27 protein-coding genes are annotated in these 24726 nt (G+C 45.5%); 11 read left to right on the top strand and 16 right to left on the bottom strand.

Annotation, left to right across the window (positions count from 1 at the left end; genetic code table 11):
• The first annotated feature begins 3 nt into the window (after nucleotides 1-3).
• The gene (gene lpdA, locus FD967_RS05940; protein ID WP_215325041.1) at nucleotides 4-1794 is read left to right on the top strand and encodes a dihydrolipoyl dehydrogenase; all 1791 of its coding nucleotides are present in this window, start codon (nucleotides 4-6) and stop codon (nucleotides 1792-1794) included.
• Between the two features lie 91 nt (nucleotides 1795-1885).
• On the opposite strand, the gene FD967_RS05935 is transcribed toward lpdA, so the two are convergent.
• Complete coding sequence (locus tag FD967_RS05935) at nucleotides 1886-2452, bottom strand: phasin family protein (protein ID WP_215325040.1); 567 nt, start codon at nucleotides 2450-2452, stop codon at nucleotides 1886-1888.
• Nucleotides 2453-2644: 192 nt separating this feature from the next.
• On the opposite strand from FD967_RS05935, the gene FD967_RS05930 reads away from it, so the two are divergent.
• Both FD967_RS05930 and FD967_RS05925 read left to right on the top strand, forming a co-directional pair.
• Nucleotides 2645-3532 (top strand): DMT family transporter, encoded by an 888-nt coding sequence (locus FD967_RS05930; protein ID WP_215325039.1) that lies wholly within the window; start codon nucleotides 2645-2647, stop codon nucleotides 3530-3532.
• Between the two features lie 119 nt (nucleotides 3533-3651).
• Nucleotides 3652-4692 carry a serine hydrolase gene (locus FD967_RS05925; protein ID WP_215325038.1) on the top strand — a complete coding sequence of 347 codons (1041 nt, stop codon included), beginning with the start codon at nucleotides 3652-3654 and terminating at the stop codon, nucleotides 4690-4692.
• A gap of 27 nt (nucleotides 4693-4719) precedes the next feature.
• Here the strand turns inward: FD967_RS05925 and FD967_RS05920 are convergent, their stop codons facing one another.
• From FD967_RS05920 to FD967_RS05860, 13 genes are all read right to left on the bottom strand, one after another.
• Entirely contained in the window at nucleotides 4720-5538 is an 819-nt protein-coding gene (locus tag FD967_RS05920) for an IclR family transcriptional regulator (protein ID WP_215325037.1), read from the bottom strand.
• 78 nt (nucleotides 5539-5616) lie between these two features.
• The gene (locus tag FD967_RS05915) at nucleotides 5617-6651 is read right to left on the bottom strand and encodes a quinone-dependent dihydroorotate dehydrogenase (RefSeq protein ID WP_215325036.1); all 1035 of its coding nucleotides are present in this window, start codon (nucleotides 6649-6651) and stop codon (nucleotides 5617-5619) included.
• Between the two features lie 9 nt (nucleotides 6652-6660).
• Nucleotides 6661-7407: an arginyltransferase gene (locus FD967_RS05910; protein ID WP_215325035.1), complete on the bottom strand. Its 747-nt coding sequence runs from the start codon at nucleotides 7405-7407 to the stop codon at nucleotides 6661-6663.
• Nucleotides 7404-8141: a leucyl/phenylalanyl-tRNA--protein transferase gene (gene aat, locus FD967_RS05905; RefSeq protein ID WP_215325034.1), complete on the bottom strand. Its 738-nt coding sequence runs from the start codon at nucleotides 8139-8141 to the stop codon at nucleotides 7404-7406. Before aat ends, FD967_RS05910 begins: the two co-directional genes overlap by 4 nt.
• 13 nt (nucleotides 8142-8154) lie before the next feature.
• Nucleotides 8155-8715 carry an NUDIX hydrolase gene (locus tag FD967_RS05900; protein WP_215325033.1) on the bottom strand — a complete coding sequence of 187 codons (561 nt, stop codon included), beginning with the start codon at nucleotides 8713-8715 and terminating at the stop codon, nucleotides 8155-8157.
• A gap of 9 nt (nucleotides 8716-8724) precedes the next feature.
• On the bottom strand, nucleotides 8725-10551 hold the full coding sequence (locus tag FD967_RS05895) for a bifunctional chorismate-binding protein/class IV aminotransferase (RefSeq protein ID WP_215325032.1): 1827 nt from the start codon (nucleotides 10549-10551) through the stop codon (nucleotides 8725-8727).
• Between the two features lie 37 nt (nucleotides 10552-10588).
• Nucleotides 10589-11164: a peptidylprolyl isomerase gene (locus FD967_RS05890; protein WP_215325031.1), complete on the bottom strand. Its 576-nt coding sequence runs from the start codon at nucleotides 11162-11164 to the stop codon at nucleotides 10589-10591.
• Between the two features lie 52 nt (nucleotides 11165-11216).
• Entirely contained in the window at nucleotides 11217-11858 is a 642-nt protein-coding gene (locus FD967_RS05885; RefSeq protein WP_215325030.1) for a 2-hydroxychromene-2-carboxylate isomerase, read from the bottom strand.
• 2 nt (nucleotides 11859-11860) lie between these two features.
• Entirely contained in the window at nucleotides 11861-13168 is a 1308-nt protein-coding gene (locus FD967_RS05880) for a replication-associated recombination protein A (protein WP_215325029.1), read from the bottom strand.
• 10 nt (nucleotides 13169-13178) lie between these two features.
• Nucleotides 13179-13658, bottom strand: a complete 480-nt coding sequence (locus FD967_RS05875) for a DUF3429 domain-containing protein (RefSeq protein WP_215325028.1) — start codon at nucleotides 13656-13658, stop codon at nucleotides 13179-13181.
• 49 nt (nucleotides 13659-13707) lie between these two features.
• Nucleotides 13708-14562, bottom strand: a complete 855-nt coding sequence (locus FD967_RS05870) for a 3-hydroxybutyryl-CoA dehydrogenase (RefSeq protein WP_215325027.1) — start codon at nucleotides 14560-14562, stop codon at nucleotides 13708-13710.
• 1 nt (nucleotide 14563) lies between these two features.
• The gene (locus FD967_RS05865) at nucleotides 14564-15271 is read right to left on the bottom strand and encodes a glutathione binding-like protein (protein ID WP_215327203.1); all 708 of its coding nucleotides are present in this window, start codon (nucleotides 15269-15271) and stop codon (nucleotides 14564-14566) included.
• Nucleotides 15272-15312: 41 nt separating this feature from the next.
• Nucleotides 15313-16515 carry a methionine aminotransferase gene (locus FD967_RS05860; RefSeq protein WP_215325026.1) on the bottom strand — a complete coding sequence of 401 codons (1203 nt, stop codon included), beginning with the start codon at nucleotides 16513-16515 and terminating at the stop codon, nucleotides 15313-15315.
• A 68-nt stretch (nucleotides 16516-16583) separates the two neighbouring features.
• Between FD967_RS05860 and yaaA the strand changes: the two genes are divergently transcribed.
• Together yaaA and FD967_RS05850 are read left to right on the top strand one after the other, a co-directional pair.
• Nucleotides 16584-17360, top strand: coding sequence for a peroxide stress protein YaaA (gene yaaA / locus FD967_RS05855; RefSeq protein WP_215325025.1), 777 nt, complete (start codon nucleotides 16584-16586; stop codon nucleotides 17358-17360).
• 11 nt (nucleotides 17361-17371) lie between these two features.
• On the top strand, nucleotides 17372-18583 hold the full coding sequence (locus tag FD967_RS05850) for a DUF2863 family protein (protein ID WP_215325024.1): 1212 nt from the start codon (nucleotides 17372-17374) through the stop codon (nucleotides 18581-18583).
• Nucleotides 18584-18666: 83 nt separating this feature from the next.
• Here the strand turns inward: FD967_RS05850 and FD967_RS05845 are convergent, their stop codons facing one another.
• Nucleotides 18667-19041, bottom strand: coding sequence for a hypothetical protein (locus tag FD967_RS05845; protein WP_215325023.1), 375 nt, complete (start codon nucleotides 19039-19041; stop codon nucleotides 18667-18669).
• A 12-nt stretch (nucleotides 19042-19053) separates the two neighbouring features.
• On the bottom strand, nucleotides 19054-20043 hold the full coding sequence (locus FD967_RS05840) for a malate dehydrogenase (protein ID WP_215325022.1): 990 nt from the start codon (nucleotides 20041-20043) through the stop codon (nucleotides 19054-19056).
• 148 nt (nucleotides 20044-20191) lie between these two features.
• On the opposite strand from FD967_RS05840, the gene FD967_RS05835 reads away from it, so the two are divergent.
• The 6 genes from FD967_RS05835 (at nucleotide 20192) to FD967_RS05810 (ending at nucleotide 24651) form a co-directional block, all read left to right on the top strand.
• On the top strand, nucleotides 20192-20929 hold the full coding sequence (locus FD967_RS05835; RefSeq protein WP_251368984.1) for a GntR family transcriptional regulator: 738 nt from the start codon (nucleotides 20192-20194) through the stop codon (nucleotides 20927-20929).
• A 141-nt stretch (nucleotides 20930-21070) separates the two neighbouring features.
• Entirely contained in the window at nucleotides 21071-21490 is a 420-nt protein-coding gene (gene sdhC / locus FD967_RS05830; RefSeq protein ID WP_215325021.1) for a succinate dehydrogenase, cytochrome b556 subunit, read from the top strand.
• A gap of 24 nt (nucleotides 21491-21514) precedes the next feature.
• The gene (sdhD, locus tag FD967_RS05825; RefSeq protein ID WP_215304178.1) at nucleotides 21515-21880 is read left to right on the top strand and encodes a succinate dehydrogenase, hydrophobic membrane anchor protein; all 366 of its coding nucleotides are present in this window, start codon (nucleotides 21515-21517) and stop codon (nucleotides 21878-21880) included.
• Nucleotides 21881-21884: 4 nt separating this feature from the next.
• Nucleotides 21885-23663, top strand: coding sequence for a succinate dehydrogenase flavoprotein subunit (sdhA, locus tag FD967_RS05820; RefSeq protein WP_215325019.1), 1779 nt, complete (start codon nucleotides 21885-21887; stop codon nucleotides 23661-23663).
• Nucleotides 23664-23680: 17 nt separating this feature from the next.
• Nucleotides 23681-24385 (top strand): succinate dehydrogenase iron-sulfur subunit, encoded by a 705-nt coding sequence (locus FD967_RS05815; RefSeq protein WP_215325017.1) that lies wholly within the window; start codon nucleotides 23681-23683, stop codon nucleotides 24383-24385.
• Entirely contained in the window at nucleotides 24382-24651 is a 270-nt protein-coding gene (locus FD967_RS05810) for a succinate dehydrogenase assembly factor 2 (protein ID WP_215325015.1), read from the top strand. The genes FD967_RS05815 and FD967_RS05810 overlap by 4 nt, the downstream gene beginning before the upstream one ends.
• Nucleotides 24652-24726 lie beyond the last annotated feature (75 nt).

The following is a 24726-nucleotide window of genomic DNA, read 5'->3' as shown; positions in this document are numbered from 1 at the left end:
GATATGACTAAGCAAATTATTCTCGTACCCGATATTGGTGATTATTCAGATATACCAGTGATAGAAGTGCTCATCAAGGTGGGTGATGTGATTGAAAAAGAGCAGCCACTATTGGTTCTAGAGTCAGATAAAGCAACGATGGAAATTCCAGCCGATGCAACTGGAACCATTCTGAGCATTTCCGTCAAAGCGGGCGACAAAGTCAGCAAGGGTAGTGTCGTGGCTGAGATTGAAGTAGGCGCGGCGACTGCACCTCAAGTTACATCGACTGCAGCAGCACCTGCTCCAACACCCTCTCCACAAGTAGCACCCCTAATCAGCACTCCTGTTGCCGGTCAATACAGCGGTAAGGTTGACCATGAGTGCGAAGTACTAGTCTTGGGCGCTGGTCCAGGAGGCTATAGTGCCGCTTTCCGAAGTGCAGATTTGGGTATGAGCACTATTTTGATAGAGCGCTATTCAACCTTAGGTGGTGTTTGTTTAAACGTGGGCTGCATTCCTTCAAAAGCGTTACTTCACACAACTGCAGTGATGGATGAAGTGAAAACGATGTCTAAGCATGGCATTAGCTATGGCGCTCCCAAGATTGAAATTGATCAATTACGCGGCTATAAAAATTCAGTCATTGCGAAGTTAACTAGTGGCTTGGCCGGAATGGCAAAAGCTCGCAAGGTTACTGTAGTACGCGGATTAGGTCGATTCTTGGATGCAAATCACGTAGAAGTTGAGTTAACCAAGGGGGATGGTCAGGATTTAACAGGGCAAACAGAAGTGGTTCGCTTTCAGAAGGCGATCATTGCAGCGGGAAGCCAGCCAGTAAAACTACCATTCTTACCAGAAGATCCTCGTATCGTAGATAGTACTGGCGCCTTGTTGCTCAAGAGCATTCCAAAGCGCATGTTGGTGATCGGTGGTGGCATTATTGGTTTGGAGATGGCCACTGTTTATAGCACTCTAGGCTCCCGTATTGATATTGCTGAAATGATGGATGGCCTCATGGCAGGTGCAGATCGTGATTTAGAAAAGGTCTGGGAGAAATTTAATACTGGCCGTTTTGAAAACATCATGCTCAAGACTCGCGCATCTAAAGCTGAAGTGAAGGCCGACGGCATTGTGGTGAGCTTTGAAGGTGAGGGCGCTCCCAAGGAGCCGCAGACTTATGACCTAGTATTAGTTGCTGTTGGGCGTACGCCGAATGGCAAGAAGATCGATGCATCGGCTGCTGGAGTTGTTGTAGATGAGCGTGGCTTTGTTCCTGTCGATAATCAAATGCGCACCAACGTTAACAATATCTTTGCGATTGGCGATATTGTTGGTCAACCTATGCTTGCTCATAAAGCAGTGCATGAGGGTCACGTTGCTGCAGAGGTTGCCGCTGGTGAAAAATCCTACTTTGATGCTAAGCAAATTCCATCGGTGGCATACACCGACCCCGAAGTAGCTTGGGCTGGTCTGACTGAAGAACAGTGCAAGGCCAAAGGAATAGCCTATGAAAAAGGTTTATTTCCTTGGGCGGCTAGTGGTAGAGCGATTGCCAATGGTCGAGATGAAGGCTTTACCAAACTTATTTTTGACGCTACAAGTAAGCGCATTATTGGTGGCGGTATCGTTGGTACGCATGCCGGCGATTTAATTGGTGAAGTTTGCCTTGCTATTGAGATGGGCGCTGATGCTGTGGATATTGGCAAAACGATTCATCCACATCCAACCCTAGGAGAATCTGTTGGATTAGCCGCAGAGGCTGCTCTTGGCCACTGCACTGATTTACCGCCAGTAAAGAAGAAGGCACATTAAAAAATTCTCTTGGCCTTGCTAAAAAAGCCCCAAAAAATAGGGGCTTTTTTTACATTTCTGCAATAAGAGTGATGTAGCAATTACATGGCAATCACTTCTGATTACTATTTTTACTTGCTATTTTATCGGTTGATCGGATGTTCTTCTCAATTGCGCTTGCGGCATTGCTAATATTAGTTTGAGCAACTTCAACTGCGTGCTGAACTGTCTTCTGACTGGTTTCAAATACATTGGCGGCAGAAGTGATCGCTTGTTTCATGGCATGTATTGCGGCATCTGAGCCTGCCGGCGTATTCTTGGTCCAGTCTTCTACCAAGGCATTCATTTTTTTCTGACCCACATGAAATTCTTTTTCAGCGGACTTGGTAAAGCTCGCTTGAGTCTCATGAGCTAATTCATAAAGATGGCGACTATAAGCCATTATTTTTTCAGCCATGGGCTGGACTGCTTCCGCCTGATGAGCAAGGAGTTGCTGAATATCTTTAACTTCAAGTGCTTTCTTGGCACTATTCATACTTTCACCCAGGCTTTGCTTGGCGATATGCATATTGAGCTCAATTAACTTTTCTATACTTTGTAGTGCTTGATCGGTTAGTCCGCTCAAAGTTTCTAAGTTGGCCTTTTGTGCTGCTGCTATTTGTTCGAGCGTTAATTTCATAGCAATACCTTTCCTGATGATTTCATAGCTTTGCTTACTATGAGCTATATCTGCACAATGTCAATTCATTTTGGCTGCATAGACCAGTATTTAGTATTTATGTTGCAGCACCCCCAAGATCTAGGCTGAGGCTTCAGAAATAAGCCTAAAATCACAGCTTAACTAAAACTCCGCACTTTCACTAAGTTATCCATGAGATTGAAGCTTGACAGCCTGATTGCCCCCTTATTTGTATTGATTTGGAGTACGGGCTTTGTGATTGCGCGCTTGGCAATGCCTTATGTAGAGCCTGCCACCTTCTTATTCTGGCGTTTTTCAGGCGTATTAATGGCTATGGCATGCCTGAGTCTTGTCTGGACAATCAGCTGGCCAAGTTGGTCTCAATTTAAGCATATAGCGGTTGCTGGCATATTGCTCCAGTTCGGTTATCTACTGGGTGTTTGGTTTGCAGTCCGGCTGGGGATGACTGCAGGCTTAGCAGCAATCATCGTAGGCTTGCAGCCCATCTTGACCGCTTGGTTTGCTGCCTGGGTATCTGAAAAAGTGACGGGACGCCAGTGGATCGGTTTGGGATTTGGATTTGCTGGGGTAGCTTTAGTTGTGGCGGAAAAGATCGGCTTTGCCCACATTCCTCTGCTGAGTTACGTATTGGCCTTTGCCGCCTTACTCTCAATTACGTTTGGCACTCTCTATCAAAAGAAATTCTGTCCAGTCTTTGACTTGCGGGCGGGCTCATCCATTCAGTTTGGTGTATCAGCCATACTTTGCTTTATTTGTATGTATTACTTTGAGTCTGCCGTTATGGTTTGGAATGCCTCAGTCATTGGGGCATTGCTATGGGCGATTTTCCCGCTCTCGATAGGCTCTATCAGCTTACTCTTTATGATGATTCGCAAGGGGGCTGCAACCAAGGTAACGAGTCTTCTGTATTTAACGCCGCCCACCACTGCGGCGATGGCATGGTTATTATTTGATGAGCCCTTCACCCTTATGATGGCATGTGGTTTATTGCTCACGATGACTGGAGTTGTTTTAGTTAATCGAGGTCAAACAAGTACTGTTGCTACCATTGCAGAATAAGTTTCCGTTCAGTGCACTAAATAGAAGCATTATTGTTGCCTTTATTTCTAAAAACTGCAGCTGAGCAGTAAAAGTTATTTATCATTCCGTATGTTAAAAGTTTTGGAAGGCAATTTGGGATGTATTTGAATCGTTTTTGGCTCGTTGCTCTCGTTTGCCTAATATCCCTTGGAGCGGCTACCTCCTCTCCGCTAATGGCGGCTAACTCAGATTCTCAAAGTGCAAAGTCCACCAAAGCAGCAGCCAAGACGTCTGCAAGGTCTGAGTCCAAGAAGGTAGTTAAATCCTCTAAAAAGCCAAAAACAGTAAGGACTACTGTTACTCGTCCAGTCGAGTCTCTTGTCCCAGCAAGACCCTCATTTGCAACGGCACTTGGTTTACGTGGCCAACACGACGATTTGAGTTTGAAGTCCAGCGTAGCCATGGTTGTTAATCAAGATACCAAGGAAGTGTATTTTGAAAAGAACTCCTCGGTTAGCTTGCCGATCGCTTCCATTACGAAGCTCATGACTGCGATGGTGGTACTTGATTCTAAATTGCCCCTAGATGAAACCATCGTCATTAATGCAGATGATGTCAATATATATCGTTCGTCCCGCCTTGCTGGGGGAACAGTATTGACTAGAGAAGAGGCGCTGTTATTGGCGCTAATGTCCTCTGAGAATCGCGCAGCCTACACGCTTGGGCGAAATTATCCGGGCGGTATTCCTGCATTTATTGACGCTATGAACCGTAAAGCAAAAGAAATAGGGATGGTACATACGCATTTTGCTGATCCTACTGGCCTCATGAGTGAAAACGTTGCGTCGGCAGAAGATCTCGCACGTATGTTGAGTGTTGCCTATCAATATAAGATGATTCGTGATTTTTCTACCTGGCCAGATTTGACCATGGTGATTGCCAAGCGACCACAGAAGTTCTTAAATACTAATCGCTTGGTACGTGCAGGTGATATGAATATTGGCTTACAAAAAACAGGATTTATTAATGCAGCAGGTAAGTGCTTGGTGATGCAGGCCCGTGTGAATAACACACCCTTATTACTGGTTTTCTTGGATTCTGTTGGAACGCAATCGCGTTTTGCTGATGCAGTGAGAGTGCGTGATTGGTATGAGCGCATGCCATTGGGTGAACCTCAGGCAATTCGTCGCTTGATGTAAGAGCTACATTCGCAAGAAAATCAAACCTTAAGAATGAGGGTCGCTGATCTTGGGTTTGTAACCCATACCCTTGGAAATTTGTAGGGCGGTATCCTGTAAAAGCTTGAGCCAGTCTGCCTGAATGCGATCTGTAGGCGAGCTCAATGAGAGCCCTGCTACCAACTTACCGCTGTCATCATAAATTTCGGCTGCCACGCAACTGACACCTAACTCTAGCTCCTCATTGTCGCGTGCATGACCTAACTTACGAACCTGATTAAGTTCTGAATCTAATTTTCCTAATTCGGTAATACTATTTCTGGTGTGGCCAGCTAAACCAGTACGTGTAACATAAGCGCGAACTTGGTTTGGGTCATCGCTCGCCAGAAATAGTTTGCCAACAGATGTCAGGTGGAGTGGTGCGCGACCACCAATAGCGCGAACCACTTGCATGCCAGAGCGTTCGCTATAAGCGCGGTCAATATAGACAATCTCATCACCCTGGCGAACCGAGAGGTTGATGGTTTCACCGGTGAGCTTGTGCAATGCCCGCATTGGCGCTTGGGCGGCCTCACGGACTGATAAACGGGCTTTGACAAGGTTGCCCAGCTCAAGTAACTTCAGACCAAGGCGATAGGTGCCACCATCGCCACGCTCCACCAAGCGGCAGGCTACCAAGTCATTGAGAATACGGTGCGCTGTGGACGGGTGTAAATCAGTTTCTTCAGCAAGGTTTTTAAGGTTACTGGACTCTTCGTGGGATGCAAGGGCGTCGAGCAGGTTCATCATGCGTTCAATCACCTGAATCGCTGTTTTGCCAGCTTCTCCCGGTGATTTTGTAACTTTTTCAGATTTAGTCGATGTCATGCCGTCAATTGTAGCGATTTTTGCTCAAATTGCACAATATGAAATGTCGCTGCGGCACTAAAAAGCGATTATTTAAGCCTAATTACCTTTTAGGGCTGCAGCGCACTCAGAAATTAACTTCGGACCCCGATAAATCAATCCACTGTAAATTTGAACTAGGCTAGCCCCGACAGCGATCTTCTCTTGCGCATCTTTGCCAGACATAATGCCGCCAACACCAACAATCGGAATGGTATCGGCTAAATATCCTTTGAGGCTCCTGACTACTTCGTTGGAGGCGTGACGAACAGGTGCCCCAGAGAGGCCGCCAGCTTCTTGACCAAATTCAAGTCCTTGAACAGCATCTCGAGCAATCGTTGTATTGGTAGCAATGATTGCATCAATCTTAAATTCCACCAAGAGATCAGCGATGAGTTTGATATCGTTTTGCTCAAGGTCTGGTGCAATTTTTAAAAAGAGGGGTTTGCGTACGCCAAATCGGTCACTCAAAGCTTCACGTGCAATATGCAGTGATTGCAGCAAAGAGCGCAACATATCTTCGCCTTGGAGAGCGCGTAAATTCTGTGTATTGGGCGATGAGATGTTGACGGTGATGTATGAAGCCACCTCATAGACTGCTTCCATGGCGGTGACATAATCACTTGCGGCATTCTCGATTGGGGTGCTCGCATTCTTACCGATATTTAAGCCAATAATGCCGCCGTTCTGCCAATAAGCTGAATTACGAACGCGCTTTACGCAAGCATCAACACCATCATTATTGAACCCCATTCGATTAATGATGGCCTGGGCTTGCGGCAAACGAAACATGCGAGGCTTTGGATTGCCAAGTTGCGGTTTTGGGGTAACAGTACCAATTTCTAAAAATCCAAAGCCTAGAGTGCCTAACGCATCAATATGTTTGCCATCCTTATCAAGACCAGCAGCAAGGCCAACTGGGTTTGGAAAGGTAATGCCACACAACTTCCGTGGATCTGGAGCTGGTTGATCACTCAAGTGGCGCAATAAACCCCAGCGCTCTGCGCGATCAAGATTGCTTAGGGTGATATTGTGGGCTTGCTCTGGATCTAAGGAAAAAAGCCAGGGGCGCAGAAGAGGGTAGCTGTCAATCATGAATCGATATTATGGCCCATTGATGAGCTGCCAGTGATCATCGATCAAGCCTTCTATAGGCTGAAACTTAGCCTTATAGGACATTTTTTCGCTCTGTTCTATGTAGTAACCAAGGTAGAGGTAGGGAAGATCTAACTCTAAAGTCTGCTGAATTTGCCACAAGATACTATAGCTTCCATAGCTTGCAGAGGCATTGCTGGTATCAAAGAAGGTATAAACCGAGGAGATTCCTTGATCCAAGATATCAATCATACTGACCATGCGCAGATGCCCTGGGTCTGATTCTTGGGGGCCATCCCGAAATTCAACAATTCTGGAGTTCACACGACTTTGCAATAAAAACTGCATGTACTGGTCTTGATCATCTTGATCTACATCACCACTGGCATGACGCTCATGTTGATAGCGTTGATAGAGTTGATAGTGTTCTTCTTGGTAGCCTAGATTGAGAATGCGAACATCTAGTCCAGCATGTTTTTTCCAGCTGCGTTTTTGACTTCGGTTCGGTGAGAAATGCTTCACTGGAATGCGTGTAGCAGTACAGGCATTGCATTCATCGCAATAAGGTCGATAAGTGTATAAACCACTGCGACGAAATCCCGCATTTACTAGCTCACCATATAAATCGGCGTGTATTAAATGTGAGGGAGTAGCTACTTGCGAGCGTGCAGTCCTCCCCGGTAGATAGCTACAGGGATAAGGTGCAGTTGCATAAAACTGCAATTCCGTGAGAGGAAGTTCTTTTAGTTGAGTCATAGCCAGTGACGAAGAATCTGTTTATCAAATTTCCAAGGAATCTCTATATTAGTTTGATTTAAAGCAACTTGCAGATGCGCTAAAAATTCATTGCGAGAAATCGTTGCAGCCCCTAATGAATTGAGGTGAGCTGTCTCTTGCTGGCAATCGATCATTTCCACTTGGTTTTGCTCGCACCAGGCAGCAAGAGCGGCTAAGGCAATTTTTGAGGCATCTGTTTGATGGCTAAACATCGATTCACCAAAAACCATCCCGCCGAATGAGACACAATAGAGGCCGCCTACCAGACGCCCATCCTCCATGATTGCAATGCTGTGAGCATGACCCTCTTCATGAAGATTTGTGTAAGCATCCATGATTTCATGGGTAATCCAAGTGCCATCCTGATCTTTACGGCTCGCAGTTGCACAGGAGCGAACAACGGCACCAAAGTCTTCATCAACCCAGATTTCTTTCCGAGGATCAGCTAAAAAATGACGAATGGCTTTCTTAAGCGAGTCATGACATTTAAAGTGTTCAGGCTTTAGTACCATCCGGGGATTGGGTGACCACCACAACACTGGTTGATTATCGGAGTACCAGGGAAAGATTCCCATTTGATATGCACGAGCTAGCTGTCCTGGATATATCCGTTCACTCACTGCAATTAAGCCGGGGACGCTTGGGTCAGGATCTGAATGATGAATAGGGTTGGGAAATTCATCCTGAGACCCTAGCCAGCTGATGTTACTCATGGGCTTGTGATTTTTATATTTTTTCAGCTGGCAGAATGTCTCTGCTGCGAACGCTAAATTCATTGCCAGAATCAAATACCCCAGCAGCACGATCAGCAAAGAACCACTCAAGAGTTTGCTTTACCGTTGGAAAAGCAATTTCATCCCACGGGATATCCTTCTCATCAAATAGAGCAACCTCAAGACTCTCTTCTCCTGCTTGAAAGTTTGGCGAATCCATCGAAGCTAGATAAAAAAGATGCACCTGTTCTGCATGTTGCACATTGAGCAGAGAGTAGAGCGGACCCATCTGAACAATAGCGCCGGCCTCCTCATATGTTTCACGAGCTGCTCCAGTACTGGTGCTTTCACCCAGCTCCATGAATCCAGCAGGCAGAGTCCAATAACCATGGCGAGGTTCTATGGCGCGACGGCATAATAAAACTTGATTGCCAAAGACGGGGATGCTGCCAACTACGTTACGTGGATTGAAATAATGAATACTTCCGCAAGAGTCGCATACATGGCGTTCCCGCGAATCATCCGCAGGAATCTTGATGCTGATGGGTGCTGCACAGTGCGAGCAAAACTTCATGCGGACTTTCTAAAAATGAGCGGGGATGAGACCGCGTAAAGCATTGCTAAGCATAATCTCTTTTGCATTCTGAATATCATCAATAGTCAGGTTGACCTCATGGGCATTCCATTGAGGATCATTCAATATGATTGATCTCATCACCCCCGGTAACAGACCCGCTGAGACGGGGGGTGTTAGCCAGCTATCTCCAGATTTTACAAAAACACTGCTTCTTCCACCCTCAGTGACATAGCCTTGCTCATTGGTAAAAAGGGCATCAAAGCCAGTAAGGCCCTCTGCCAATCTCCAGGCTTGGTCATAGAGATTTCGAGTGCTTATCTTATGTCTCAATAAAATATTGCCAGAGTAAAGTGTGGCCATATTTGAATCGGGCAGAATATCCCTTGCCCAAAAGATTTTTACCGATCCTTCTAGTGGGCTGATGGGTGTTATTTGATAAGTTGCGATTCCTAGATGATCGAGATCCAAGCGCAACCGATACTCAGTATCTATTGAGCAGTTTTTATACCCAATCTCAATCATTTTCATGATGTCCGGCACCGAGCAGGGTATGCCAAGAGCTAAAGCAGAACTGGCTAAGCGTGCTAAATGAAGTTGAACATGTTGAGCCTGACCTTTGCGGACCAAGATAGTTTCAAATAATCCCAGTTCACTGGGTAACTTGCTCAAGAACGCAGCTTTAATTTGGCATTCTTCCCACTCCTGCCCAGGCTCAGAGTCAATCGTAATGCCGGCGCCTATGCCTAAAGAAAAGAGTGAGGTATGTGTTTTTGCATCATGATTCATTTCAAGGGTGCGGATAGGAACGCTAAACGCAAAGTCACCACTAGGATCAATCCAGCCCAAGGCACCACAATAGTAGGCTCGATCTTGAGGTTCTAATTCTTGAATGATCTCCATGCTGCGTTTTTTTGGGGCGCCCGTTACAGACCCACAAGGAAATACCGCATTGATCACGTCACTCAATTTCATTTCAGGCTGCATCTCAGCTTGAACTGTAGATGTCATTTGCAGTACATCACCGTACTGAGTCACCTCAAATAGCTTGGGAACGGTGACCGTTCCCGGTAAGGCAAGTCGACTCAGATCGTTACGTAATAAATCAACGATCATGACATTTTCTGCTTGATTCTTTGTATCTGCTGATAAATGCTCGGCTGTATCGTTTAATGCGCTAGCAGTGCCTTTCATCGGCATAGCTTTTAATGTATTGCCTTGCTTCTGAATAAATAATTCGGGTGATTGGGATAATATAAAGTTCGAGTCTTGCGCAATAAATGCGCCAAATCTTCCTGGCTGCCGCTTCCTTAATCGTGCATATAAAGAGAGAGGGTCACCATAGGCTTCACCTGTAATCCGAAAGGTATGATTAATTTGATAAGTGTCGCCATTACGAATGTACTCTTGGATAGTCTGGATATCGGAGGTGAACTTCTCTTGGTTTACGGAAAAAACAAGATTAGCCACTCCTGCAACTTGAGCTTCGGGATCTAGAGTTGCTATCTTTTTTTCAATGTAAGTATCGACATCCGCTTTACTAAAGCTTTCATAGGATTTAAAAGACCATGCCTGCATTAATGGGTGCTCTTTGCTTTCATGTTGAGCTAGTCCATTTATATTGTGTATGTATAGACCTAGTTCATATGCAAATGCAGCGACAACATATTCTCCCTGAACTAATGCTTTATTAATATCTTGCAGGCATTGATCTACAGCTGCAATTGTCTGAGCATGGTTAGACTGAGGATAGACCGTCCAAAGTTGGAGCGCTTGCTCATACACGCGACTGCTCGGCTTTGCCATAGTGCTCTGGGCATCATCAAGCAATATCATGCTATCTATCGTCAGTGCTCAAATAAGCTAGTAGAAATTACTTTAAAACAGTGGCTGATTCAATTGCGACTGTCTTGCTAGGTACGTCTGACATGCGACCCATTCTTGGCGATGATGCCACCATTGTTGGGATTTTGCGAATAGCATCAATTGTTTGAGTGCCGGAAATAACTGTACCGAAAACGGTATAGCCATTACCCATCGCATTTGGATAATTCAAGCTCTCATTATCTTTAACATTAATAAAAAACTGGGCTGTTGCTGAATCGGGGTCAGAAGTACGCGCCATAGCGATAGTGTAAGTTTGATTCTTAAGACCATTTTGAGCTTCTGAAACCACAGGCGCATTAGTCGGTTTTTGGGTCAAGTCCGGAGTAAATCCACCGCCCTGAATCATGAAGCCATCTATCACGCGGTGAAAAATAGTCCCGTTATAAAAACCACTATTGACATAGTTCAAAAAGTTGGCTGAAGTTTTTGGGGCCTTGACTGAATCAAGCTCAACAACAAAATTGCCCATGGTGGTTTTAAATTCCACCTTAGGCCCGGCAAAGCTTGCGCCACTAGCAATGAGGCTGGAAACTAAAAATAGGGAAGCAATAATTTTGCGCATACTGGGTGTCCTTAAGAATCGAGTGAAAATAGGGTAAATCAGATTGTATTGCTCAAAGCCCAGAGGGGACTTGACCAGCATAGCGATAAGCCACATCTTTAAACATATTCGGCCTATCTAGATAATCTAAGGCCCAATCGATGGTGTCAACACCCCAAAAAGCATGACCATTGATAACAAGGGTTGGCACACCAAATGCACCATCAGCTTTTGCCCTTTCTGTATTACTAATTAGCTTGACTTTAACCTCTGGCGTATCTGGTTTTGGAGTGTCTTCTGCTAAGCCAAGGTATTGGCAAAACTCTGGCCAAGATAAATTGGGATCTTTACCTTCTACCCAAACATACTCAAACGCGCGCTCAACCATGTTCCATTGTGCATCTTGCCCAACTAGCAGACGCTGTGCTGCAACGGTAAGAAAAGGGTGGTGTTCTGGAAAGCGAAAAGGTAGACCTAACTTTTCAGCGAGCCATACGCAATATTGATAAGTATGGGGGCGTTTGGCTTCTATCTCCCCAGGCCCGCGGTTATCGGTCGCGCGGAGTAGGCCGCCTAATAAGATGGGCACAGGTTGTATGTCTACGTGTTTTTCTAGGCGATGGCGTTGCTTGATATAAAAATATGAAAATGGGGAAATGATGTCGTAGTAGAGCGTCCCTTTAATCCGTTTTTCGTCTGCTTGATCTTGAGTCATCTCTATTTCGACTCCTCATCTAACTTCCGCAAGAAAGCCATTTTCTCAGCAATCTGACTTTCTAAGCCCCGATCAACCGGTTGGTACCAATGGGGCTCTGCCATTCCATCGGGTAAGTAGGTTTCTCCAGCCGCATAGGCATGTGGCTCATCGTGTGCATAACGATATTCTTTACCGTGACCCAACTCTTTCATGAGTTTAGTTGGGGCATTGCGTAAATGGTTAGGTACAGGCTTACTTTGGTCGCTAGCAACATAAGCTCTTGCCGCGTTGTACGCTTGATAGCTTGCATTACTTTTGGCGGCGATCGCTAAATAGACAACGGCTTGACCTAGCGCTAATTCACCTTCCGGTGAACCAAGCCGCTCAAAAGTTTGAGCTGCATCATTAGCAAGTTGCATCGCCCTGGGATCGGCAAGTCCAATATCTTCCCAGGCCATGCGAATAATTCTGCGTGCAAGATATCGAGGGTCTGCACCGCCATCCAGCATCCGGCAAAACCAATACAGCGCAGCATCAGGATTAGAGCCGCGCACTGATTTATGTAAAGCAGATATTTGATCGTAAAAGTGGTCTCCGCCTTTATCAAAACGACGTGCCTGGACTGTTAAAGCGTTTTCAATAAACTGCTGGTCTACTTTAAGAATCCGAGAGTTTGGTGTTGAGACAGCATTGTGCAACTGCTCAACTAGATTCAGCAAACGCCTAGCATCACCATCTGCTTGAGAAATTAAACTATCAATTGCATTTGGTTCAAAAGGAATATCGGGCATCGCATAATTACATGCTCGATCAAACAACTGCTTAAGCTCCTCAGCATTTAATGATTTCAGCACATAGACTTGTGCGCGTGAGAGCAGGGCTGAGTTCACCTCAAATGAGGGGTTTTCAGTTGTGGCGCCAATAAAGTTAAATAATCCAGACTCAACATGGGGTAGTAAAGCATCTTGCTGACTTTTATTAAATCGATGAATCTCATCAACAAATAATATAGTTTGTCTGCCATATTGAGACATGTTCTGTTGGGCTTGCTCAATAGCCTCGCGAATTTCTTTTACTCCGGCAAGCACAGCTGAAATTGCAATAAATTCTCGATCAAAGGCTTTTGCTGAAAGTCTTGCCAGAGTGGTCTTGCCAACTCCCGGAGGGCCCCAGAGAATCATCGAATGTGGCTTACCTGATCCAAATGCGAGATTAAGTGGTTTACCAGCTGCGAGAAGATGTGTCTGTCCGATTACTTCTTCTATGGATTGTGGGCGCAAGACTTCCGCTAATGGTGGCGGAGGTGCTTGATCAAATAGATTGCCCATCAGCGCTGGTTTAATTCTGTACAAACAAAATAACCAACGCTGCCCAAATTAAGCATCCAGCAGAAACTAATGTAAGTCGATTTCGTAAGGTGATGAATGCATGAAGCGCTGCTTCATTGGAAAAGTAATATCGATAAGTTTCTTTATCAATATTACGCTGAATCACTAATGCTGATGCCAAGATGACGAGGCCAACTGGTATGTAAATGTGTAGTGCAAGCCAGGCAACTAATGCAGGTATTACGCCCCAGATCCATGCGTTGCGATCTCCCCACCGATCGCCTCGGGGTATTTTGCCTAGGGTATGTAGATTGGCGCCCCAATGCAAGGCACCCATGAATGCAGTGATCACCGCCCCGTAACCAGCTAGCGACTCAGCACTTAAATAATTGAGTGGGGTTGGAGCTAGCTGCACCATCAGTGCGAGACCAATAAAAGGAATTAGGCCGGCATAGGCTAATTTAGTAACTAGAGGGGGTAATGGGTTCACAAAAACTTCTTTATCTAGGTTGGTGAAGGGTGAATGGTGAATTGCAAAATCATTGATCGTAGGTATAGACGCCGCGTCCAGACTTGCGACCGAGGTAACCAGCTGCAACCATCTCGCGCAGCAGTGGGCAAGGGCGATACTTAGAGTCACTGAAGTTCTCAAAATAGACTTCCATAACAGCTAAGCATGTATCGAGACCAATTAAATCGGCTAAAGCGAGTGGACCAATCGGCTGATTGCAGCCCAATTTCATGCCGGCATCTATATCTTCGGGGCTAGCAAGGCCTTCGTGCAGGACAAAAAAAGCTTCGTTAATCATTGGCAACAAAATACGGTTTACTACAAAGCCAGGAGAGTTCTTGACGGTGATGGGCTCTTTGCCAATCCGTTTGGCCATCTCAATAATGGCGGCGTGGGTTGTGTCTGAGGTTTGCAAGCCTCGAATCACTTCAACCAATGCCATCATCGGTGGCGGATTGAAAAAGTGCATACCAATGAAACGGCCGGGATTGGAATCTAAGGCAGCAAGCTTGGTAATGGATAGTGAAGAAGTATTGGTGGCAATAATAGTTTCTTTGCCGACGATCTCATCAACCTGCTTCAGAATCTTTTCTTTGACTGCTTGGTTCTCGGTAGCAGCCTCAATGACTAGTTGAAGTCCCTTGAGTTCGGTATATGAAGTTCCACCTTGGATGCGTTTAAGTGCAGCATCTTTATCCTCATTGGTGAGCGTTTCTTTTTTCACTAAGCGATCTAAGCTTTTGCTAATTTGATTTAAGCCGCGTTCAACAGCAGCATCGCTGATATCAACCATGACGACATCAAGACCGGCAACTGCGCAGACCTGCGCAATACCATTGCCCATCGTACCCGCCCCAATGACTCCGACTGATTGAATCTTCATGCTATTTCCTTTTTTGATACTGTGATGAACCAAATAATTGCTCTCTTGCTTTGTCATCGTGCAAGGGCTTACGCAATGCAGTTAATACTTCAACGCCACGCTTAACGGCAGGGCGTTCACCAATCATTTCAAACCAACGCTTGAAATGAGGATATTCGTTGATATCAATACCTTGATTCTTCCAGTTACGCGTCCAAGGGAAGATGGCAATATCTGCTATGGAGTAACTTTTGCCGGCAATATAAGAATTATCTTTCAATTGATGGTCTATTACTCCATACAGGCGCTTAGCTTCATTGGTATAACGGTTAATTGCGTAATCAATTTTCTCTGGGGCGTAGATTCGAAAGTGGTGGTTTTGCCCTAAAAGTGGTCCTAGGCCGCCCATTTGGAACATGAGCCATTGCAACACCTCATATTTGCCTCGGGTAGATTTAGGTAAAAACTTTCCCGTTTTGGCTGCTAGGTATAGCAAGATTGCGCCAGATTCAAATAGATGGATGGGCTTGCCGTCGGGCCCATTTGGATCGGTTATAGCTGGAATCTTGTTATTCGGGCTGATTGCCAAGAATTCTTTCTTAAACTGATCTCCAGCTCCAATATCAATTGGATGGGCAATCCAGTCTTTACCTAACTTATAGCCACACTCCTCGAGCATGATGTGAACCTTATGTCCATTTGGCGTTGGCCAGCTATAAACGTCAATGATGTCTTTATTAGATTTGCTTATCGCCACGATTAATTCCTTTTCTACAGGGTTTGTAAACGCTCTAATGCGGTTGAAAGCGTCTTTTCTTTTTTAGCAAAACAAAAACGGATCACGCCTGACTCAACTGGCTTAGCGTAAAAAGCAGAGACCGGAATGGCTGCTACGCCAATCTCGGTGGTTAGCCAGGAGCAAAAATCTGCTTCGCTTAATTTAGCCTGGGGGATGCCCAGCTTGGTGTAATTGACGCACTGAAAATAGCTTGCTGGAGCTGGTAGTAACTTGAACTTGGTTTGCTGCAAACCTTGGCTAAAGTAATCCCGCTTAGCTTGATAAAAGGATGGTAATCCTAAGTAGTGATCTGCATTCTTGAGGTATTTGGCAAGACCATATTGCATTGGCGTGTTCACGGTAAATACGTTGAACTGATGGACCTTACGAAACTCTTTCATCATCGCTGCAGGTGCTGCTACATAGCCCATCTTCCAGCCGGTGACATGATAGGTTTTGCCAAAACTGGATATCAGAAAACTACGCGCTGCTAATTCAGGGTGACTTGCAATACTAATATGTTGATGTCCATCAAATACCATGTGTTCGTAGACCTCATCGCTCAAGATCAGCGCATTCGTATTTTTGACTAAATTTGCCAGGCGCTCAAGATCTGATGCCTGCCACACCATGCCAGTTGGATTGTGCGGTGTATTAATCATAACGAGCCGCGTTTTTGTATTGATTGCTTTTGCTAGATCATCCCAGGGTATTGAAAAAGAACTCACCATTCCTTGATCATCGCGATTGGCAGTCAAAGATACGGCAATCGTTTTGCCTCCCGCTAGATCAATTGATGGGCGATAGCTATCGTAGGCGGGTTCAATGATGACAACTTCATCGCCTGGACTGACGCAGCACAAAATAGCCGTCATGATTCCTTGGGTGCCGCCGGCAGTAATAGTGATCTCTGTATCGGGATCATATTCATGACCGTATAAAGTCGATATTTTTTTTGACACACCCTGGCGTAACTCAGCAATTCCCATCATAGGTGGATATTGATTATGATCAGCCAGCATTGCCTCATGAACCTCGGATATGAGCTTTCGATCGCATGAAAAGTCTGGAAAACCTTGCCCTAAATTAATGGCTTGATGCTTTGCAGCGAGGGCTGACATGATCGTAAATACGGTTGTGCCCACCTTGGGTAGGCGACTTGGAAAGTCTGGGCTTAGGGCGAGGTTTTGGTCCATGCAGGCGGTTTAGGGCAAATAAGGGAGGTAGTCGCTAGAATGGTAGAAATTCATCTTCAAATTGTGCCATGTTGATCGTCCTTTCACCCGCAAAATCCCTAGATTACAAAACCCCAGTCAAGGTCAAGGCTTCAACCTTGCCAGAGTTTGTCTCGGAATCGGCCAAGTTGATAGCTGATCTAAAGAAGCTCTCGCCTCAGGAGGTCGCCGATCTGATGGGTCTCTCTGACCCGTTGGCCGCATTGAATGTGGGTCGTTATCGTGATTGGTCCAAGAAATTTACGGATGCCAATAGCAAACCGGCTATTTATGCTTTTGATGGCGACGTCTATGACGGATTTGACGTAAAGACACTGAATAACAAAGCCATGGATTTTGCGCAAGATCATATTCGTATCTTGTCAGGCTTATATGGCGCTCTTCGCCCCCTAGATTTAATGCAGCCTTACCGCTTGGAGATGGGCACTTCCTTTAAAAATGCCCGAGGCAAGGATCTATACGCTTTTTGGGGCGAACGTGTGACTGACTCACTAAAGAAGTTGTTGGAACAACAAAAGAAGCCTGTGCTTCTCAATTTAGCTTCTGAAGAATATTTCAAGGTATTGCAAGCCAAAAACTTGGATTGCCCGGTGATTTCTCCGGTATTCCAAGACGGTAAGGATGGTAAATACAAAATTATCTCCTTCTACGCTAAGCGAGCTAGGGGATTGATGGCTCGCTATGTTGTTGAAAACCGGATCACCGATCCCGTAGATTTGAAGGGTTTTAATTTGGATGGTTACAAATATGTTGCCTCCGAATCTAAACCAGAAAAACCGTTATTTAGACGTCCCGAGAGAAAGTAGGAGGGTGCACCATGGCTGTTCATCGCACTAAATCCTCGCAACGCACTTCACCAGATGTTGAGCGCCTAGTAGCAGATGCTATCTCTTTGGCGGCTTCTGGCAGTCATATTGAAGACCAATTTTGGGAGGAGCGCTTAAATGTTCGCTTAATGCGTCTTCTGAGAAGTCAAAATCAAAATGTGATTGATGCTTCCTTAGATCAAACGTTTCGCATTAATACGCTAGCATTTGAGGTGCTTGCGGATTGTGCTGAGACGCTGGCTGAATCCTTAGTGATGGAGAATGAGGGTCAGAATTGGGATGTGCTGCTATTGGCTTTGCCAATCGTTGCCCACACCCGCTATCAGATTCCCTCTGGGGCATTGCCGGCGAATGTGATTGAATCTACTGCCGCGGCATTGCATAACTCAATAGCTTCTACGGACACACGCTTAGCGATTGTTCCCTGGCTATACAGTATTGATCAAATGCCGCACTCCCACTGCCAAACACGTTTGCTAACCGAGGCTTTAGCTAGCGCCGCTATTACCGCTAGTGAGGTTAAGTTAGAGCTGCGCGATATGTCAGAGACCATTGCGGTTTTAGCCGATCCACGCTTTATCATCGCCGCCGTTGCCGCTCCTTCTGGGATGCCATTATTCCGTTGGCAAGCTGAGGTGCCAGCACATCAAGAGCGTGGCGTAAGCTTAATTGGCTGGCAAAACGCGATGCAGGAACCTATCGCTGCGCTCTTGCCGGGTTGCGAGTTTGAGCTCTTATTGCCAGAGGCGTATTTCACAAACTGTCGATTAGCGGATAAACAAGTGCGTCCACTGAGTATTCGAGCCGCTGTGAATTTTCTTGAGAGCACTCTCGGAGTAATGCCTGCTGGATTGTCCTGCGTAGTTGGGGCTTTTGGCGAGGATCAGGCTGATGAGTATCGAATTTCTTTTAGCTTAAAAGGTTCTTCTGAAGTTGTATACGGAGTGATTTGGCCCTTGTATGATCGCGAGAGTGTTGCCAACGATGCGCTCAATGATTTGTCTGATGATGAAAGTCCCATGAAGCGCATTGCAGATGCGCTTCGTAATGCTGGTGTTGAAGACGTCTTCCGTCATGCCATGCTCTTTGACCCAGAGCTTTGCGATGACTGTGGTGCGCCGCTGTTCCCAGACCGATCTGGTGATGCTGTGCATGCTGAGTTGCCAGACGATGCGCCGACACAGCAACCCTTGTTTCATTAAGCAAATTCAGTCAGCTTTAAAGCTGAAAGATACAAATAAAAAAGCCGAGAATGTCTCGGCTTTTTTACTATGAAGCATTACTTTTAGTTCTGTACAAAGGGCTCTGAATTTGCAAACAAGTGCGGGAGCTTACCAGTCTTCATTTCTGCTGTTTGGCAGAAATCAGCAAGGCGAGTTCCAGACTTAATATTAAATAGCATTGCCTTATTGCCCAACACTACAAGATCATGTCCAGTAGCGGCATTTTTATAACGCAAGCTTCCTGGAAGGGAATTTTCGCGCTTCAAGTCAAACGTTTTAGATTCCCAAGTCAGGCGAACCGTTTCAGTTGTTCCGGAAGTTTTGAATTGCTTACTTTCGCTACAAGTCCAAGTGGATACTTCTTCGCTAGCAGTGACTGGGGCGGATCCTAAAAGGGCGGCTGCAACTAAGCTAGCGATGAGAAGAGTTTGCTTCATGTGCATAAATCCTTATGAGAGAAGATGCTTAACACCAGCTTGCTCTTCAAGCAATTCATTCAGCGTGTGATTCATGCGTTCGCGAGAGAACTCATCAATTTCCAAACCTTCCACCATCTTGTATTCGCCGTTTTCGCAAATCACTGGGTAACCATAGATTACTTCAGCAGGAATGCCGTATTCGCCTTTAGATGGAATACCCATAGTGACCCACTTACCATTGGTGCCGAGAACCCAATCGCGCACATGATCAATTGCTGCATTAGCTGCAGATGCTGCAGAAGATAGGCCACGGGCTTCAATAATGGCAGCGCCACGTTTACCAACTGTAGGAATGAAGGTATCTTTATTCCATGCTGCATCGTTGATGCTGTCTTTGACAGACTTACCATCGATGGTGGCAAAGCGATAGTCTGGGTACATTGTTGGGCTATGGTTGCCCCACACAACGAGTTTCTCGATATCAGCAACTGGCTTGTTCAGCTTGTTAGCTAATTGTGAGAGCGCGCGGTTGTGATCTAGGCGGAGCATTGCTGTGAAATTCTTCGCAGGAATATCTGGTGCAGATTTCATGGCGATATAGGCATTCGTGTTTGCTGGATTGCCAACAACCAACACTTTGACTGTTTTCTTAGCTACGGCATTCAATGCCTTGCCTTGCGCTGTGAAAATCTGTGCATTGGCTGAGAGTAAATCTTTACGCTCCATGCCTGGGCCACGTGGACGTGCACCAACCAACAAAGCAACATCAATATCTTTGAACGCTGTCATTGGGTCGGAGTGGGCTGTCATGCCTGCCAATAGGGGGAAAGCACAGTCTTCGAGCTCCATCATCACGCCAGCCAGGGCTTTTTGAGCTTTTTCGTCTGGAATTTCTAGTAACTGAAGGATAACTGGCTGATCTTTGCCCAATAAGTCGCCATTGGCAATACGAAAGAGTAGGGAATATCCGATTTGACCGGCTGCACCGGTGACTGCAACACGCATTGGGGCTTTTGCCATTACTAATAACTCCAGTTGAGGTTAATTAACTATTTTTTCTATTATCCATTCAAGTGTATGGACTTTCCATTTACACTGTCAATCATGTCTTATATAAGATATGAGATAAGCCTCAATTTTATCCAACATCAGCTGTCCTGGAGCTAATTTGCCCCTTACATCCGAACCCATTGCCTCATTTAGCCCGCTCTATGAGCAAATTAAAGCCATGATTCTGGCGAGTTTGCAGGCCTCCGAATGGTTGCCTGGTGATGCAATCCCCAGCGAGATGGAGCTTGCAGCGCGATATGCGGTGAGTCAGGGGACTGTTCGCAAGGCTATTGATGAGTTAGCTGCCCAAAACTTGCTAATACGTCGCCAGGGTAAAGGTACCTTTGTGGCAACCCACCAAGAGGAAGACTTTCAATATCGTTTTTTGCGTTTAGAGCCTGATTCTGGTGAGAAGTTACACCTCAAAAACCAGTTTTTAGCCTGTGAGAACATCCGGTCTGATCCCCATATTGCTCAGTTACTTAAGCTAAAGCCAGAAGATTCGATTATTCGGATCGACCGAGTGCAAAGCTCTGCAGGTCGACCAATCGTTTTTGAAGAAATTTGGTTACCAGAGGCTCGCTTTAAAGGCTTAAATTTAGAGATGCTCAATGCTTGGACTGGCCCGATGTATGCCTTTTATGAGTCTGAATATGCCACGCATATGGTTCGGGCGGAGGAAAAAATTAAGGCCATCTTGGCGGACCTAGAACTTGCAAGATACCTACAAGTTTCCGAGGGCGCCGCCTTACTTTCTATTGAACGTGTGGCTTTCACCTACGGGAATAAACCAGTAGAAATTCGACGCGCAAGATATGACACTGATGGGCAGCATTACGACAATAAATTGAACTAGGTAGTACACTCAAAATCAGTAAAAACCAGTTTTTAACCCCTTTAAACGCTAAAAAGTCCCCGCCACCCCCAGGTTTCTAATAGAATATGTTGCAATACAACAAAACCACACTGAACCTCCACCGAAAGATTGAGATTACCCATGGTTGACGCACAGCAAAATGTAAAAAAAGATAGACCCGTTTACCGAAACATTGGTCTTGCTCAGTTAATCAAGTACCGCCTTCCTTGGGCTGGGAAAGTTTCCATTCTTCACCGCATCAGCGGAGCGTCACTGTTCTTGATGTTGCCATTCTTGCTTTATCTCTTAGATCAAAGCTTAGCTTCTGAGATGAGCTACCAAACCTTTCAGGCAATTACGGGTCATGCGCTAGTAAAAATTGTCCTTCTAGGCTTAATTTGGTCCTTTTTGCACCATTTCTGTGCCGGAATTCGCTATCTTTTGTTGGATTTAGAGATTGGGGTTGAAAAAGCTGATGCCAACCGCTCTGCGATCTTTGTATTTTTCTTAGGCCTTGTTTTAACTGCGATTGTTGGCCTCAAACTTTTTGGCTTCTATTAAGCACTTCTTCACTAAGGAAATCGAATGCCTATTTATCAAATTGGACCCAAGCGTTTAGTTGTTGGCGCCCATTACGGCCTAAAAGAGTGGATTATTCAGCGTGCCACAGCCATTGTGATGGTAGTTTTTACGATCGTTCTTTTGGTGGATTACTGCATCACCGGTAGTGCAACTTATGAGGGTTGGGCTGCCTTATTTAGTAACCAATTCATGAAGCTGTTGACGCTACTATTTTTCATCAGCTTGTTCTATCACGCTTGGATCGGTATTCGTGATATCTGGATGGATTACATCAAGCCTGTCAGCATTCGTTTAACACTCCAAGTGTTAACTGTTTTGTATCTTGTAGCCTGTGCGGCCTATGCCGTACAAATTTTGTGGAAAGTGTAATTCAATGACCGCGATTAAAAAAGTGTTACCACGCCGTCGGTTCGACGCGGTAATTATCGGTGCAGGTGGTTCAGGTATGCGTGCTTCTTTGCAGTTAGCAGAAGCCGGCCTGAATGTTGCGGTATTAACTAAGGTTTTCCCAACACGTTCACATACCGTTGCTGCCCAAGGCGGTATCGGTGCCTCACTCGGTAACATGAGTGAAGACAACTGGCACTATCATTTTTACGACACGATCAAAGGTTCAGACTGGTTGGGCGACCAAGATGTGATCGAGTTTATGTGTCGCGAAGCTCCAAAAGTTGTTTATGAGCTTGAACACTTCGGCATGCCTTTTGACCGCAATCCAGACGGCACTATTTATCAGCGTCCTTTTGGTGGACATACAGCCAATTATGGTGAGAAACCTGTACAGCGTGCTTGCGCTGCAGCTGACCGTACTGGTCATGCCATGTTGCACACCTTGTACCAGCGAAACGTTCGCGCAAAAACAAACTTCTTCGTTGAATGGTTAGCTCTCGATTTGATTCGTGATGACGCGGGTGATGTCGTTGGGGTTACTGCGCTCGAAATGGAAACGGGCCAAGTTTATATTTTAGAAACCAAAGTCGTCATGATGGCTACTGGCGGTGCTGGTCGTATTTGGGATGCATCTACCAATGCATTTATTAATACTGGCGATGGCATGGGCCTTGCTGCACGCGCAGGCATTCCATTGGAAGACATGGAGTTCTGGCAATTCCATCCAACTGGCGTAGCTGGTGCAGGGGTGTTGTTGACAGAAGGTTGTCGTGGTGAAGGCGGCATCTTGCGCAATAAAGATGGCGAACGCTTTATGGAGCGTTATGCACCTACCTATAAAGACTTAGCTCCACGCGATTTCGTATCACGCTGCATGGATCAGGAAATTAAAGAAGGGCGCGGTTGTGGTCCGAATGGTGACTATGTGGTTCTCGACTTAACGCACATTGGTGCCGAGACTATCATGAAGCGTTTACCTTCGGTTTACGAAATCGGTATCAACTTTGCTAACGTCGATGTTACTAAAGAGCCGATTCCTGTTGTGCCCACTATTCACTATCAGATGGGCGGTATTCCCACCAACATCAATGGTCAAGTTGTTGTGCCAGGCAATGGCAAACATAATGACATCGTTAATGGTTTGTATGCTATTGGTGAGTGCTCTTGTGTATCTGTTCATGGCGCAAATCGTTTGGGCACCAACTCATTACTAGACCTGTTGGTATTTGGTCGTGCTGCAGGTAACCATATTGTTGCCATGGATCTTAAGAAGCGCGAATTCAAACCCTTGCCTGCAAATGCTGGCGAGCAAACTTTGGCTCGTATTGCTGCTCTTGATAACTCGACTTCTGGTGAATATGCGCAAGATGTTGCAAACGATATTCGTAAGACTATGCAGAAGTATGCTGGTGTATTCCGTAACCAAGAATTGATGGATGAAGGCGTTCGTCAAATGGCTAAGCTAACTGAGCGCGCTAAGCACTTATGGCTGAAGGATAAGTCTGAGATTTTTAACACAGCACGTATCGAAGCCTTAGAAGTTGCGAACTTAATTGAAGCTGCAAATGCGACCATGATTTCAGCGGCTGCCCGTAAAGAAAGTCGTGGTGCGCATTCACATGATGATCATCAACATCGTGATGATGACAACTGGATGAAGCACACGCTTTGGTATAGCGAAGGTAACCGCTTGGACTACAAACCGGTCGTCCTCAAGCCATTGACTGTTGAGTCTTTCCCTCCTAAAGAACGTACTTTCTAAGCGAAGAGAAATTAAAAATGAGTGATATCCGTGTATTTGAAATTTACCGCTACGATCCAGATGTCGATGCTGCGCCACGTATGGAGCGCTATGAGCTTGAATTAACTGGCGAGCGTATGTTGTTGGATGCCTTGATTTCCTTAAAGAAACAGGATGAAAGCATTTCCTATCGCCGCTCATGTCGTGAAGGTGTTTGTGGTTCGGACGCTATGAACATTAACGGTAAGAATGGATTAGCATGCTTGACCAATATGTTGACCTTGCCTAAAGTCATTACATTGCGCCCCTTGCCTGGTTTACCAGTGGTGCGTGATTTGATTGTGGATATGACTTTGTTCTTTAAGCAATATCTGTCTATCAAACCTTACTTGGTTAATGACAATCCATTCCCAGAGAAAGAGCGTCTCCAGAGCCCTGAAGAGCGTGAAGAGTTGAATGGTTTATATGAGTGCATCTTGTGTGCCTCCTGCTCAACTTCATGCCCATCTTTCTGGTGGAATCCAGATAAGTTTGTTGGTCCTGCTGGTTTACTCCAGGCATATCGATTTATTGCAGACAGCCGAGATGAAGATACGGCGCAGCGCTTAGACAACTTGGAAGACCCATACCGCTTATTCCGCTGTCATACCATCATGAACTGTGTAGACGTTTGTCCTAAGCATCTAAATCCGACCAAAGCAATTGGAAAGATTAAGGAGTTGATGGTCCGTAGGGCGGTATGACCCTCGGTAATGCAGAGTTATATCGTTTAAAGAGTGATGCCCGCAGGGGTTTGCTTGAAAACGATCTGATTCTGCAGCGTTTTTTTGAGCGTTATGGCTCTCAATTGAGTGTAGAAGATGGAAAAGTATTGAGCCAGTTATTTGCTTTAGAAGACAATGACTTGATGGACCTATTAATTGGTCGCAAGGATTCTGTGGCGGGATTGGAAAAAGAGTCGCAAGATGACTCTTTTAAGGCGGTTTTACAAAAGCTGAGACAGAAATAATTCAGCATAGTGTTGTAGTTGTAGTTTAGATGCGTGATCACATAATGAAGTAATCATCAATTTGAATGACTAAGG

This window comes from Polynucleobacter sp. JS-Mosq-20-D10 (genome assembly GCF_018687755.1).
GTDB lineage: Bacteria > Pseudomonadota > Gammaproteobacteria > Burkholderiales > Burkholderiaceae > Polynucleobacter.
Note: the sequence above shows the minus strand (reverse complement) of the source record. Positions and strands in the feature narration are given on the sequence as shown.

Coding starts and splice junctions, on each gene's coding strand:
- sdhD (WP_215304178.1), top strand. CDS start 21,515: ATGCCTATTTATCAAATTGGACCCAAGCGTTTAGTTGTTGGCGCCCAT.
- FD967_RS05935 (WP_215325040.1), bottom strand. CDS start 2,452: ATGAAATTAACGCTCGAACAAATAGCAGCAGCACAAAAGGCCAACTTA.
- FD967_RS05915 (WP_215325036.1), bottom strand. CDS start 6,651: ATGATTGACAGCTACCCTCTTCTGCGCCCCTGGCTTTTTTCCTTAGAT.
- FD967_RS05925 (WP_215325038.1), top strand. CDS start 3,652: ATGTATTTGAATCGTTTTTGGCTCGTTGCTCTCGTTTGCCTAATATCC.
- FD967_RS05880 (WP_215325029.1), bottom strand. CDS start 13,168: ATGGGCAATCTATTTGATCAAGCACCTCCGCCACCATTAGCGGAAGTC.
- FD967_RS05900 (WP_215325033.1), bottom strand. CDS start 8,715: ATGAAGTTTTGCTCGCACTGTGCAGCACCCATCAGCATCAAGATTCCT.
- FD967_RS05890 (WP_215325031.1), bottom strand. CDS start 11,164: ATGCGCAAAATTATTGCTTCCCTATTTTTAGTTTCCAGCCTCATTGCT.
- FD967_RS05845 (WP_215325023.1), bottom strand. CDS start 19,041: ATGAAGCAAACTCTTCTCATCGCTAGCTTAGTTGCAGCCGCCCTTTTA.
- lpdA (WP_215325041.1), top strand. CDS start 4: ATGACTAAGCAAATTATTCTCGTACCCGATATTGGTGATTATTCAGAT.
- sdhC (WP_215325021.1), top strand. CDS start 21,071: ATGGTTGACGCACAGCAAAATGTAAAAAAAGATAGACCCGTTTACCGA.
- FD967_RS05895 (WP_215325032.1), bottom strand. CDS start 10,551: ATGATATTGCTTGATGATGCCCAGAGCACTATGGCAAAGCCGAGCAGT.
- sdhA (WP_215325019.1), top strand. CDS start 21,885: ATGACCGCGATTAAAAAAGTGTTACCACGCCGTCGGTTCGACGCGGTA.
- FD967_RS05860 (WP_215325026.1), bottom strand. CDS start 16,515: ATGGACCAAAACCTCGCCCTAAGCCCAGACTTTCCAAGTCGCCTACCC.
- FD967_RS05840 (WP_215325022.1), bottom strand. CDS start 20,043: ATGGCAAAAGCCCCAATGCGTGTTGCAGTCACCGGTGCAGCCGGTCAA.
- FD967_RS05930 (WP_215325039.1), top strand. CDS start 2,645: ATGAGATTGAAGCTTGACAGCCTGATTGCCCCCTTATTTGTATTGATT.
- FD967_RS05910 (WP_215325035.1), bottom strand. CDS start 7,407: ATGACTCAACTAAAAGAACTTCCTCTCACGGAATTGCAGTTTTATGCA.
- FD967_RS05815 (WP_215325017.1), top strand. CDS start 23,681: ATGAGTGATATCCGTGTATTTGAAATTTACCGCTACGATCCAGATGTC.
- FD967_RS05920 (WP_215325037.1), bottom strand. CDS start 5,538: ATGACATCGACTAAATCTGAAAAAGTTACAAAATCACCGGGAGAAGCT.
- FD967_RS05885 (WP_215325030.1), bottom strand. CDS start 11,858: ATGACTCAAGATCAAGCAGACGAAAAACGGATTAAAGGGACGCTCTAC.
- FD967_RS05850 (WP_215325024.1), top strand. CDS start 17,372: ATGGCTGTTCATCGCACTAAATCCTCGCAACGCACTTCACCAGATGTT.
- aat (WP_215325034.1), bottom strand. CDS start 8,141: ATGAGTAACATCAGCTGGCTAGGGTCTCAGGATGAATTTCCCAACCCT.
- FD967_RS05870 (WP_215325027.1), bottom strand. CDS start 14,562: ATGAAGATTCAATCAGTCGGAGTCATTGGGGCGGGTACGATGGGCAAT.
- yaaA (WP_215325025.1), top strand. CDS start 16,584: ATGTTGATCGTCCTTTCACCCGCAAAATCCCTAGATTACAAAACCCCA.
- FD967_RS05810 (WP_215325015.1), top strand. CDS start 24,382: ATGACCCTCGGTAATGCAGAGTTATATCGTTTAAAGAGTGATGCCCGC.